The following is an 11,618-nucleotide window of genomic DNA, read 5'->3' as shown; positions in this document are numbered from 1 at the left end:
CGGAACGGCATCCTCCGAACCTGCCATAAATAAGCGGATTGGCCGTGCTCCCGGAGGAACACGGCCAATCCGCTAACGCGTCAGGATGCCGATTGCAGACTCAGTAGCGCATGCCCATGGCTTCGCGCACCTGCTCCAGCGTCTCGTTGGCGATCTCGTTCGCGCGCTTGTTGCCGTCATGCAGCACGTCGCGGATGTAATCCATGTCCTTGGCCAGTTCGGCACGGCGCTCGCGGTGCGGTGCCAGGAACTCGTTCACGGATTCGATCACGTACTTCTTCAGCGTGCCTGCACCGGAGTCGCCGATTTCCTCGGCGATGTCCTTCGGATCGCGGCCGGTCACCAGACCGGCGGTGGTCAGTAGCGCGGAGACCTGCGGGCGGGCAATCGGGTCGAAGGTGATGCGGCGCTCGGAATCGGACGGGCTCTTCTTGATGAGCTTGGCGGTCTCCTCCGCGGTGGCGCCCAGCATGATGGAGTTGCCGTAGGACTTGCTCATCTTGCGGCCGTCAAGACCCGGGATCTCCGGCGCTTCGGACAGGATGGCGCTCGGCTCCGGGAACACCGGGTTCTTCTTCGCGTAGCGCTCGTTGAAGCGGCGTGCGATGGTGCGGGTGATTTCGACGTGCGGCAGGTTGTCCTTGCCGATCGGCACCACGTTGGCCTTGCAGAACAGGATGTCGCAAGCCTGATGCACCGGGTAGGTGAGCAGCAGGCCGGTCAGCGCATGGCCGGAAGCCTCCATTTCGGACTTCACGGTCGGGTTGCGGTGCAGTTCGGCCTCCGTGACCAGGGACAGGAACGGCAGCATGAGCTGGTTCTCGGCCGGAACGGCGGAATGGGTAAAGATCATGGTCTTGTTCGGGTCGATGCCGGCGGCCATGTAGTCGAGCACCAGGTTGAGCACATTGTCCTCGATGTGCTCGGTGGTGTCGCGGTCGGTGATCACCTGGTAGTCGGCGATGATGATGTTCGAGTTCACGCCACGGTTCTGCATGGCCACGCGCTCGCGGATGGAGCCGAAGTAGTGGCCGAGGTGCAGACGGCCGGTCGGACGATCGCCGGTGAGCATGGTGAACTTCTCCGGATGCTCCTCCAGCTTGGCCAGCGTCGCGTCCGAACGCTTCTTTGCGGCGAGGAAGCTGGCGCTCATTTCGTTGCCGACAGCGGTGATCTGCTGCTCCTGGGTTTCGTCCGTCATATGTGTCCTTTTCTTAAGAAAATCAACGATTTTATCGTAAAAGTCTGAGCCGACAACGAAATAATGCTCAATAAGTGGTACTCTCTTGTTTGATGAATTGATAGCACAGTAATCTCAGGGGGTCAGATGGGCCGCGGACGTCAGAAAGCCAAACAGCAGAAAATAGCCCGAAAGCTCAAGTACCTGACCACCGACACCGATTACGATGAGCTTGCCAAGGAGCTCGGTGCGCAGGAGCCTGGTTCGGGTTCCTTTGACCCGTTTGCCGATATCGAAGCCAAGTATGCCCACGATGTGGACGCCGAAGATGAGACCGCAGGGGATGGTCAGGCATCTTCCGATTCCGTTGACGACCTCGATGAATACGCCAAGTGGGCCGCGGAAGCCGCTGCGAAGGCCACCAGTGGTGAGTTCCCGGCGGCGAAGGCCGCGCCGAAGCCGCACAAGCCCATCCCGATGCCGGTGCCCAGCGCGCTGAAGCCGAAGAAGCAGGACTAGTTCTGCAAGGATCTTTACAAAACGGATGGCCCGTGGCTCAAACCACGGGCCATTTTTATGTCGCATTATGCCGTGTTGCGCTATACCGTCCGGTCACACCAACGGCAGCAGACCGCTCAGGTCGTCGCGCTCGCCGACGGCGGTGATGCGTCCGGCGTCCTTCTCCTCCTGCCAGCTGGTGATGCCGGTGGCGAGCCGCATCCACACGTCCGGGTCGAGCTCGATGACGTCGGGCGGCGTGAGATTGTGCGGATCGGACGCCGGCCCGTCGAGTATCTTGATCGCGCCCCATGGCGCGACGCGCACCTCCACGCCCTCGCCGGGCGCCTTCTTCTCAAGCAGATACAGCGAATACCGCACCGCCATCGCCCATAGCTGGCGCGGCAGCCGCGGAAAGAAACCAAGCCGGAAATCGCGCGCGGCGGCATCGTCAGCCGGCATATGCTCTTCGAAAATGTCGTGCGCCGCTTCCCGCCATTGCTTGAAGGCGGCGTGCCCCCTACCCAAGTCCTGTTCTCGTATGACAGCCATACCGGTATTGTGCCGCGCGCAAACGACTACGCTGTTCGATAGGACATTATCGGCTTGCTTGCGCCGATTCCTTTCGATCATGTGGGAAACCGTTGCATCCCATTGCACCGGTTTTGCATTGTTCTGCAGATTTTTGCAAACGAGTGCCGACAAGCGATTGCTAGGGATTTCGTCTTTTTTCGGTTGCGTAGTATGCTATACATGAGAACGTATGCATGATGCTTAGTGTTCATGCGGCCGCAAATGCAAGGACGCTGGAGTAAGGCATAATGTTCCTGGAGAGTATCCGTCAAAGGGAGTCAATCAATGACTGAAATTACCGCACCGAAGTCCGCGGTCACCGCGGAACAGTTCGCTGACGAGATCCGTGAGCAGCTGAAGTACACCCAGGGCGTCACCGTCGAGCAGGCCAAGCCGGCTGATGTGTACGTCGCCGCGTCCGCCGCAGTGCGTCGCCATCTCGTGGATTCCTGGATGAAGACCCAGGCCGACATGGTCAACGGCAACACCAAGGCCGTCGGCTACCTGTCCGCCGAATTCCTCATGGGCAAGCAGCTGGAGAACGCGCTGCTCAACGCCGGCCTGACCGACCAGTTCAACAAGGCCGTCAAGGACCTCGGATTCTCCGCCCAGGAAATCATCGACGCCGAATACGAGCCGGGCCTTGGCAATGGTGGCCTGGGTCGTCTGGCCGCCTGCTTCATCGACTCCCTCGCCTCCCTTGGCGTGCCGGCGTTCGGCTATGGCATCCAGTACAAGTACGGCATCTTCAAGCAGGAGTTCGACGAGAACGGCAAGCAGATCGAGACCCCGGATTACTGGCTGGCCAACGAGGAGCCGTGGGGCCACATCGATTACAACCGTGACCAGAAGGTCTCCTTCGGCGGCGAAGTCGTCGAAGAGAACGGCAAGAAGGTCTGGAAGCCGGCTTGGTCCGTGCGCGCCGTCCCGGTCGACTACATGGTTCCGGGCTACGCCTCCGGCCGTGTGAACACCCTGCGTCTGTGGACCGCCAAGAGCTACGACGAGTTCGATCTGCTCACCTTCAACAAGTCCGAGTACCTCGACGCCGTCAAGCCGCAGGTCGAGGCTGAGAACATCTCCAAGATCCTGTACCCGGAGGACTCCACCCCGCAGGGCAAGGCTCTGCGCCTCGAGCAGCAGTACTTCTTCGTGTCCGCCTCCATCCACGACGCCATCCGCGTCTTCTACCCGGGCCAGGACAAGCCGGATCTGACCACCTTCGCGGACAAGATCACCTTCCAGCTCAACGACACCCACCCGGTCATCGGCATCCCGGAGCTCATGCGCGTCCTCATGGACGAGTACGGCTACGATTGGGACACCGCTTGGAAGATCACCAACAAGACCTTCAACTACACCTGCCACACCCTGCTTCCGGAAGCCCTGGAAGTGTGGCCGTCCAAGCTCATCGGCGAACTGCTGCCGCGTCACCTCGAGATCATCGAGAAGATCAACGACCAGTTCGAGGCCGAGCTCAAGGCCAAGGGCGTCGACGACGCCACCATCAAGGACATGGCCATCTACACCGGCGACTCCGTGCGCATGGCCTTCCTGGCCTCCTACGGCGGCTCCCACGTCAACGGCGTGGCCGAGCTGCACTCCGAGCTGCTCAAGGACGTCACCCTGAAGAACTTCTCCGACGTCTACCCGGACAAGTTCACCAACGTGACCAATGGCGTGACCCCTCGCCGCTTCATCAAGCTGGCCAACCCGCGTCTGTCCGACGTCATCACCGAGGGCCTCGGCACCGACAAGTGGCTGTCCGACCTCGAGCTGCTGCAGGGTCTCGTCCCGCTGGCTGAGGACGCCGAGTTCGTCAAGAAGTTCGCCGCCGTCAAGCAGGCCAACAAGGTCGACTTCTCCAACTTCGCCAAGCGCAAGTACGGCTTCGACATCGATCCGAACACCATGATCAACACCATGGTCAAGCGTCTGCACGAGTACAAGCGTCAGGCCCTGAAGATCCTGTCCGTCATCGCCGACTACGCCGACATCAAGTCCGGCAAGGTCTCCGCCGACGACGTCATGCCGCGCACCATCGTGTTCGGCGCCAAGGCCGCTCCGGGCTACTACCTGGCCAAGCAGACCATCCAGCTGATCAACAACGTCGCCCGCGTCATCAACAACGACCCGGACGTCAAGGGCAAGCTGAACGTCTACTTCCCGTGGAACTACAACATCGAGCTGGCCATGAACCTCATCCCGGCCACCGACCTCGACGAGCAGATCTCCCAGGCCGGCAAGGAAGCCTCCGGCACCGGCAACATGAAGTTCGCCCTCAACGGCGCTCTGACCGTTGGCACCCTCGATGGCGCCAACGTCGAGATCCGTGAGCGTGTGGGCGCTGAGAATTTCTTCCTGTTCGGCATGACCGAGCCGGAAGTCTCCGCGCTGTACGCCAAGGGCTACGACACCAAGGGTCTGTCCCGCGAGTACTACGAGAAGGACCCGCAGCTCAAGGCCGCCATCGATATGGTTGCTGACGGCACCTTCTCCGACGGCGACAAGGACACTTACAAGGATCTCGTCAACGACTGGCTGACCAAGGACTACTTCATGACGCTCGCCGACTTCCGCGCGTACATGGACATCCAGGCCCAGATCGAGGAGACCTACCGCGATCCGATGAAGTGGAGCCGCATGGCCGTGCTCAACGTGGCCAACTCCGGCTACTTCAGCTCCGATCGCTCCATCGAGGATTATCTCGAGCGCATCTGGCATACCGGTCCGCTCGCCTGACGGCTCACGTTCCGGTACGCCAGCTGCGCGCTGGTTTCTGCCTCACGGCATAGCCGTTCGGCGTCGCCTACGGGCAGCCCACTGGGCTGCCCGCTTGACGGCTCCGCACTCTGGCACACTGGTCCGCTCAAGTGATCATGGAGTGTCACCTACGTTGTTCGGGACTCGACGTACCTTCGTACGCCTTCGTCCCGGACGCCTTGGTGACACACGCATGATCGCTTTCGCTCCGCTCGCCTGGTGACTTGCGCGGTGGACAAACATGTGATGACGAAGGGTTTCCGGGATTTCCCGGAGACCCTTTCGTGTGCCCGATCAAAAGACCCGCAGCACGTCATCGCAGGAAAGCCTAGGAAAGCCCAAAATCGCACGAAAAAGCCCCGCATCGCAAGACGCGGGGCTTTTTCTGATCTGTCGAAAACGTACGACAAAAAAACGTACGACAGAAAAAGGAAGATCAGGCGGCTTCAGGCTCGGCCGCAGGCGCTTCGGCTTCAGGCTCGGCATCCTTGTTCAGCCCGAGATCGACCGGAGAGGAGCTGTTCTCCCACGGTTCCTCCCATGGGTCGTAATCAGGATTCTGCTGCTTGTAGATGTACAGACCGACGACGCCGGCAAGCAAAGCTCCGAAGAGCAGCGCGAAGAACTTCCAACCGTTAGAAGACTTGTTCTCCATGACGGCTCCTTTCAAGGTTTCCAAACATTGGTTGGCCTGTTCGTTCAAGCCAACTGCGCTTCCCATTTTAATTCGCGGAATGTGTCGATTGGGTGGATTTACGCGCCGGGAATTCCGGCGCATGCCGGTAGTGTTGAGCTATGGCATATCAACGATTCAGTCTGTTCCCCGATTCCCCTTCGTTCAGGGACCTGTTTTCCGCGCGCTCGCTGAGATACCGCTGGCGCAACGGCGATCCCGTCATCACCATGATCATCATCGCGCTATGCGTCGTCGTATGGCTCGTCGAAGCGGTGCTGTACGCGGTCTGGCCATCGGCGGGCAACGCGTTCGTGAGCGCCGGCATGCTGATGCCCGCCACGGCAGTGCGCCATCGGTGGACCTTCATCACGTCGATGTTCCTGCATCAACCGAATTCGCTGTGGCACATCCTGTTCAACATGCTGACGCTGTGGTGCGTGGGACCGGTGCTGGAACGGATGATGGGGCACTGGCCGTATCTGGCGCTGTACGTGCTGTCAGGTCTCGGCGGCGGCGCCGGATTGATGGTCTGGGCCGTGTGCTCTCCGTCGGGCTGGATGACCGCGGCATACGGCGCCTCCGGAGCTCTGTTCGGCCTGTTCGCCGCGATTCTGGTGGTGTACCGCCGTATAGGCATGGATATCCGGTCGATGCTGATCTGGATGCTGATCAACTTCCTGATGCCGGTGATCACACCGGGCATCGCATGGCAGGCGCATATCGGCGGTTTCATCATCGGCGGCCTGTTCGCATGGCTGCTGGTTTCGGGTCTGCACGCGCTCCGCGGCAAGAGCCTAGGCTGGCGTGCAGCGGTGTACGGCGTTGCCGTGTTTCTTGTGATAGCCGTGATCGTTGCGTGCTGCGACATGCGTAATCCGTTGCTGCAGATCATGGCATGGTGATATTAGGGGGTGTCTGGAATGCACAGTTATCCACAAACGTGGATAACTGTGTGGATAACTGGGGTAAAAGCTGTGGGTAACTCGGGGATAACGTGGTGAATTGTCCACATGGATATTCACAAAATGGCGGAATGCATGGAATTTCATGGGTGGAAAATGTGGATAACCGTTATCCACTCCCCATAAAAATGGGGAAAATCGCCGACGATATTTCGTGGCACGCGATTGTTTGAGACACGAGATATAGACGTTATCCACATTCATCCACATTTGTCCACTTGTTATCCACAGGCGAATGTGATGACTGGGGTGTATGACGAAAAAGCTGGATCAAACGGACGGACAAACGGAAGAAAGGTGGTGCGGAACGGTGTTCGATGAATCGCATGGACAGCCGCAGGAACAGCCGCAGAACGGATGCGACGGCGGAATCCTGGAAAAACCGTTGATGAACGACGTGACGCGCTCCTTCGTCGAAGCGCATCGCGACGAGGACGTGCGCGACCTGGCGCTCAAAGCGAAACGGAAGGAAGGTCTCGACTTGCCGATGGCGCTCGACCAGATTGCCGGCTGGCAGATCGCACGCAAAAAATTGCCGGAATGGGCCTCGTGCGCGGATATCGTCTATCCTGCGCATATTTCCATGGAACAGTGCTCATCGCAGTTCACAGCGCAGTATAAGGCCGAAATCGCACGACGTCTGCAGCAGTCGACGCCACCGTCGGCGCCGCAGTCGAAAGAAAGCTCGACCGCCGAGGTGGGCATGGTGGATCTGACGGGCGGATTCGGCGTCGATTGCTCGTATATCGCACGCGAATTCAGCCAGGCCACGTACGCGGAGCGGCAACCGCATCTGTGCGGGCTCGCGGCACACAATATGGCGGCTTTGGGGCTTGCGCACGTGCGCGTGGTGCGCGGGGACGGCGTCGAATACCTCCGTTCCATGGAGCCCACGTGGCTGATCTACATCGATCCCGCGCGACGGGACGAGCATGGCGCGCGCACCTACGCGATTGAGGATTGCACGCCCGACGTGCTGGCGTTGCGCGATGAGCTGCTGGCGAAGGCGCGATACGTGATGGTCAAGCTGTCGCCGATGCTCGACTGGCGCAAGGCGGTGGACGATTTCGCGGGCGCGGTGGCGGAGGTGCACATCGTGTCCACCGGCAACGAATGCAAGGAGCTGCTGCTGGTGCTGGACGGTGACGATGGCGGGCCGCGGGCGCCGCACATCTACTGCGTGAACGACGACCAGCGGCTCGATTACGATGCCGCGGCATACACGCGCGGCCTGCGCATCGGGGAGGCGCCACTGCCGGAGCGCCCGCATTACCTGTACGAGCCGAACGCGTCGATTATGAAGGCCGGTTGCTTCGACGTGATCGAGGAGCGGTATGGTGTGACGCAGGCCGGTCCGGGCAGCCATCTGTTCGTCTCGGACGCGCCCGTTGCCGGCTTTCCGGGACGTGGTTTTGCGATTGAGTCGGTCGGTGGCATGGGCAAGAAGGAGCTGCGGCGATTGCTTTCCGGCCTGGATCGCGCCAATATCGCCGTGCGTAATTTCCCGCTCACCGCGCCGCAGCTGCGTCGGAAGCTCAAGCTGGCCGACGGCGGTGACGCCTATCTGTTCGGCACCACCATGCAGGGTGGTGCGCATGTGCTGTTCCGGACGGCGAAGATCGACGTCGGCTGCTGACAGGCAGGTTCATCCGGTCGACGGAACGAAAACGAAACGAAAAAGACGCCGAGGAAATCCTGGGCGTCTTTTTTGAAGGATTGAATTCGGCCGGGTCTGGTCTTGGTGCATCCGATATCCGCGAACCGGCTCAGCGCCACCACATGGTCATGATGAAGCCGATCATGATGATCGCGAACGCGATGGCCAGATTCCAAGCACCGATGTGCGGAATCGGGTAGTCGGAGGTCAGGTAGTAGACCACGGCCCACACCAAGCCGATGATCATCAGCGCGCAGAACAGCGGCACGAACCAACGCGGATTGGACTTGGTGCCCTTGATGGTCTCCTCCACGCGACGGGTGTTCTCCGCCTGGCGGTTCATCATGCGCTGCATTTGCGGCGACAGGGAATCCTTGTCGGCGGTAGCGTTCAGCACCGCCTCCACGCGGTCCATAGGGATGTCGAGATCGTCATCGTTGTCTTCGGACTTGGCGGCAGCTTCGTCGCCAGTGGTCTCTTCCGCACTCGTGCCAGCTTCGGCGTCGGTCTCGGCCTGCCAGTCCTTCTGGTCGTCCGCGGTGGTTTCGTGCAGCTCTTCGTCAGCCATCAGCATAGTCTCCTTAAATCGGCTAAAAGATATAATAGTGGGTGGCCGCGAAAGCGGCGAACCTACGGCGCGAAACTGTTCACAATCGGGACAACCGTCCGTAATCGTCCAGAAAGGCATCATGGCAAAGCACACCGGGAAACATAGCGTGAAACGGTCCAAAGTGGCCGGCGTCGCGGCTTTCCTCGTACTGCTGTTCTCGGGATTCCTGCTCGCTACCAATCTGCGCGTCAACCGTTCCGTGGTGGTGAGCAATGACACCGCCGAACTCGTGGAACAACGCGTGAAAAAGGTGAATTCGCTGCGTTCCGAAGTCGACGCCCTCAGCTCCAGAGTGAACGATCTGAGCAAAACGCTCGACACCCAGAACTCGGACGGCTCGCAGGGCAGCGAGAACGCCGGCAACGGCACCATGCTTCCCGAAGTGGAAGGCCCGGGACTGGTGGTGACGCTCGACGATTCCCCGTTATGGGAGAACATGGTCGATTCCAATGGCTCCAGCGCCAACATCAACGATTACGTGGTGCACCAGCAGGACGTCGAGGCCGTGGTCAACGCGTTATGGGCGGGCGGCGCCGAATCCATGAAGATCATGGATCAGCGCGTGCTGTTCAACTCCGCCGTACGCTGCTCCGGCAACGTGCTACTGCTGCAGGGCAAGAAATATTCGCCGCCGTTCAAGATTTCGGCGATCGGCCCGGTGGGCGAGATGAGAAAAGCGCTCGACGATTCCACGGAAGTGTCCATATACCGGCAGTACGTCAGCGCGTTCGGTCTGGGATGGCAGGTCGAGGAAAAGGACAAGCTGCATTTCGAAGCGACCGACGCCTTGCAACAGCCGTTGCAGTATGCGAAAGCGGTGGATGGCGGCAAACGCGATGAATCGCAAGAGGGAAAACAATAACAGATGAGACATGTGGCCCAGAAAAGCGGCGGACGTGCCAAAGGCGTGCTGTGGACGGTGCTTGGCATCCTCGCCGAACTCATGCTGACCGCGGCCGTGGTGTGCGCGCTGTACATCGCATGGCAGATGTGGTGGACGGGCGTGCAGGCCGAACACAACCAGATCGAAGCCCGCCAATCCGTATCATGGTCCGATCCGGCGCGATCCGGCAACGTCACTGTGGCCAAAGCCCAGCAGGGCGACCCGCCCGTGCAACCGCAAAGCGCCACGGAAGGCGAACTCATCGCTCAGGTCTACATACCGCGATTCGGCGGCCAATGGGAACGCAACCTCGTGGAAGGCACTGACCTGACCCAGCTCAACAAGCACGGCCTCGGCCACTACACGGACTCGCAAATGCCCGGACAGATCGGCAACTTCGCCTTCGCCGGACACCGCAACGGCTACGGACAGCCGCTCGGCGACGTCGACAAGCTGCAGGAAGGCGACCCGATCATCATCCGCACGCAGGACTACTGGTACGTGTACCACTACACCAGCTACAAAATCGTGCTGCCCACGCAGATAGAGGTCGTGGCACCCAACCCCGAGAACCCGGGCGCGACGCCGACCAAACGCATGCTGACCATGACCACGTGCGAGCCGAAATACTCCACCCCGACCCATCGTTGGGTCAGCTACGCCGAATTCTCCTACTGGGCGAAGGTGTCCGACGGCATCCCCCAGGAACTGGCCTCCACGGACTCGAACGGCAAAGTCAAATTCGTCAACAACGAGCATCCGTCGTTCGCCTCGTCCATCGGCACGCTGAAACCATGGATCCTGGGAGCGCTCGCCGTATACGTGATCGTCTTCATCTCCGCCGCCGTGGCATGGCGGTGGCCGTACATCGCCGACGTGCGCGCAGGATGCCGCAAGAAGCCCGATTTCAGCCTGTACGGAGGTCTTATGCGACTGCAGCCAGGCGTATTGCCGATCCGCTTGCTCCTGCTGGCGCTGCTGCTGTTCGCCGCCGCCGCGGCCTGCTTCGAATGGTTGTTCCCATGGGCTGCGTCGACCATTCCGATGCTGCGGGAGATGTCGAACTACACGGCGGTGTGATCCGACGCTCGCCTGCTGCGTGAGACGCGGACTGCACGGCGCCCCGCCCCGCACGTACACTGCTGTTCAAACGTTGATTGGAGCAAGATGACCGATTCCGCACGCATTTTGGTGGTAGATAATTACGATTCGTTCGTCTATACGATCGTCGGCTATGTGAAGACGCTCGGCGCCACCGTGACCGTGGTGCGCAACGACGCGATCGACCCGTCCCAGCCGGGCGTGATCGACGACTACGACGGCGTGCTGATCTCCCCGGGACCCGGCGCCCCGTCCGAATCGGGCGCCAGCGAGGACATGATCCGCCTGTGCGCGAAGCTGAACAAGCCGATGTTCGGCGTGTGCCTCGGCATGCAGGCGCTCGCCGAGGTGTTCGGCGCCACCGTGAGCCACGCGCCGACCATCATGCATGGCAAGACCAGCCAGGTGGAGCATATCGACGACGAGATCTTCGAAGGCGTGGCCAATCCGATGACCGCCACGCGCTACCATTCCCTGGCTGTGGAACCGGATTCCGTGCCGGACGAGCTGGTGGTGACCGCATGGACGCAGGGCGACCACATCGTGCAGGGCATCAAGCATCGCAGCAAGCCGATGTACGCCGTCCAATTCCATCCGGAATCCGTGATGACGCAGGACGGCTACCGTCTGCTGGCGAATTGGCTGAAGGTGTGCGGACAGGATTCGGCGGTGGAGCGTTCGATCGGATTGCAGCCGAAGGTGATCAAGTAGTTTT

Annotated in this window: 11 protein-coding genes; 7 read left to right on the top strand and 4 right to left on the bottom strand. The window is 60.5% G+C overall.

Annotated elements, in window-relative coordinates:
• Positions 1-100: 100 nt before the first annotated feature.
• Positions 101-1,201 (bottom strand): tryptophan--tRNA ligase, encoded by a 1,101-nt coding sequence (gene trpS / locus OU26_RS05035; RefSeq protein ID WP_026646669.1) that lies wholly within the window; start codon positions 1,199-1,201, stop codon positions 101-103.
• A gap of 126 nt (positions 1,202-1,327) precedes the next feature.
• On the opposite strand from trpS, the gene OU26_RS05030 reads away from it, so the two are divergent.
• The gene (locus tag OU26_RS05030; RefSeq protein ID WP_021913509.1) at positions 1,328-1,699 is read left to right on the top strand and encodes a DUF3073 domain-containing protein; all 372 of its coding nucleotides are present in this window, start codon (positions 1,328-1,330) and stop codon (positions 1,697-1,699) included.
• Positions 1,700-1,792: 93 nt separating this feature from the next.
• Here OU26_RS05030 and OU26_RS05025 read toward each other — a convergent pair whose 3' ends face one another.
• Positions 1,793-2,230: a sterol carrier family protein gene (locus OU26_RS05025; protein ID WP_026646670.1), complete on the bottom strand. Its 438-nt coding sequence runs from the start codon at positions 2,228-2,230 to the stop codon at positions 1,793-1,795.
• A gap of 306 nt (positions 2,231-2,536) precedes the next feature.
• Between OU26_RS05025 and OU26_RS05020 the strand changes: the two genes are divergently transcribed.
• The gene (locus OU26_RS05020) at positions 2,537-4,993 is read left to right on the top strand and encodes a glycogen/starch/alpha-glucan phosphorylase (RefSeq protein ID WP_026646671.1); all 2,457 of its coding nucleotides are present in this window, start codon (positions 2,537-2,539) and stop codon (positions 4,991-4,993) included.
• 457 nt (positions 4,994-5,450) lie between these two features.
• Here OU26_RS05020 and OU26_RS05015 read toward each other — a convergent pair whose 3' ends face one another.
• Positions 5,451-5,669, bottom strand: coding sequence for a hypothetical protein (locus OU26_RS05015; protein WP_026646672.1), 219 nt, complete (start codon positions 5,667-5,669; stop codon positions 5,451-5,453).
• A 140-nt stretch (positions 5,670-5,809) separates the two neighbouring features.
• Between OU26_RS05015 and OU26_RS05010 the strand changes: the two genes are divergently transcribed.
• A complete protein-coding gene (locus OU26_RS05010; protein WP_026646673.1) occupies positions 5,810-6,592 on the top strand; it encodes a rhomboid family intramembrane serine protease in 783 nt (260 codons plus the stop codon).
• A gap of 448 nt (positions 6,593-7,040) precedes the next feature.
• Entirely contained in the window at positions 7,041-8,288 is a 1,248-nt protein-coding gene (locus tag OU26_RS05005; protein WP_033498943.1) for a THUMP-like domain-containing protein, read from the top strand.
• A gap of 130 nt (positions 8,289-8,418) precedes the next feature.
• Here the strand turns inward: OU26_RS05005 and crgA are convergent, their stop codons facing one another.
• Complete coding sequence (gene crgA / locus OU26_RS05000) at positions 8,419-8,877, bottom strand: cell division protein CrgA (protein WP_026646675.1); 459 nt, start codon at positions 8,875-8,877, stop codon at positions 8,419-8,421.
• A 121-nt stretch (positions 8,878-8,998) separates the two neighbouring features.
• Here crgA and OU26_RS04995 point away from each other — a divergent pair, with 121 nt between their 5' ends.
• The 3 genes from OU26_RS04995 to OU26_RS04985 all read left to right on the top strand — a co-directional run bounded on the left by OU26_RS04995 (position 8,999) and on the right by OU26_RS04985 (position 11,614).
• Positions 8,999-9,781 (top strand): DUF881 domain-containing protein, encoded by a 783-nt coding sequence (locus OU26_RS04995; protein ID WP_026646676.1) that lies wholly within the window; start codon positions 8,999-9,001, stop codon positions 9,779-9,781.
• A gap of 3 nt (positions 9,782-9,784) precedes the next feature.
• Entirely contained in the window at positions 9,785-10,882 is a 1,098-nt protein-coding gene (locus OU26_RS04990; RefSeq protein WP_026646677.1) for a class E sortase, read from the top strand.
• A gap of 87 nt (positions 10,883-10,969) precedes the next feature.
• Complete coding sequence (locus tag OU26_RS04985) at positions 10,970-11,614, top strand: anthranilate synthase component II (protein WP_026646678.1); 645 nt, start codon at positions 10,970-10,972, stop codon at positions 11,612-11,614.
• Positions 11,615-11,618: the final 4 nt, after the last annotated feature.

It is taken from the genome of Bifidobacterium ruminantium DSM 6489 (assembly GCF_000770925.1).
In the GTDB taxonomy this organism is placed as follows: domain Bacteria; phylum Actinomycetota; class Actinomycetes; order Actinomycetales; family Bifidobacteriaceae; genus Bifidobacterium; species Bifidobacterium ruminantium.
The sequence above is the reverse complement of the archived record's forward strand: the minus strand, read 5'-3'. Positions and strand labels throughout refer to the sequence as shown.

What these genes read in the sequence shown, in the direction of transcription:
- trpS (WP_026646669.1), bottom strand. Translation starts at nt 1,201, where the DNA reads ATGACGGACGAAACCCAGGAGCAGCAGATCACCGCTGTCGGCAACGAA.
- OU26_RS05030 (WP_021913509.1), top strand. Translation starts at nt 1,328, where the DNA reads ATGGGCCGCGGACGTCAGAAAGCCAAACAGCAGAAAATAGCCCGAAAG.
- OU26_RS05025 (WP_026646670.1), bottom strand. Translation starts at nt 2,230, where the DNA reads ATGGCTGTCATACGAGAACAGGACTTGGGTAGGGGGCACGCCGCCTTC.
- OU26_RS05020 (WP_026646671.1), top strand. Translation starts at nt 2,537, where the DNA reads ATGACTGAAATTACCGCACCGAAGTCCGCGGTCACCGCGGAACAGTTC.
- OU26_RS05015 (WP_026646672.1), bottom strand. Translation starts at nt 5,669, where the DNA reads ATGGAGAACAAGTCTTCTAACGGTTGGAAGTTCTTCGCGCTGCTCTTC.
- OU26_RS05010 (WP_026646673.1), top strand. Translation starts at nt 5,810, where the DNA reads ATGGCATATCAACGATTCAGTCTGTTCCCCGATTCCCCTTCGTTCAGG.
- OU26_RS05005 (WP_033498943.1), top strand. Translation starts at nt 7,041, where the DNA reads ATGAACGACGTGACGCGCTCCTTCGTCGAAGCGCATCGCGACGAGGAC.
- crgA (WP_026646675.1), bottom strand. Translation starts at nt 8,877, where the DNA reads ATGGCTGACGAAGAGCTGCACGAAACCACCGCGGACGACCAGAAGGAC.
- OU26_RS04995 (WP_026646676.1), top strand. Translation starts at nt 8,999, where the DNA reads ATGGCAAAGCACACCGGGAAACATAGCGTGAAACGGTCCAAAGTGGCC.
- OU26_RS04990 (WP_026646677.1), top strand. Translation starts at nt 9,785, where the DNA reads ATGAGACATGTGGCCCAGAAAAGCGGCGGACGTGCCAAAGGCGTGCTG.
- OU26_RS04985 (WP_026646678.1), top strand. Translation starts at nt 10,970, where the DNA reads ATGACCGATTCCGCACGCATTTTGGTGGTAGATAATTACGATTCGTTC.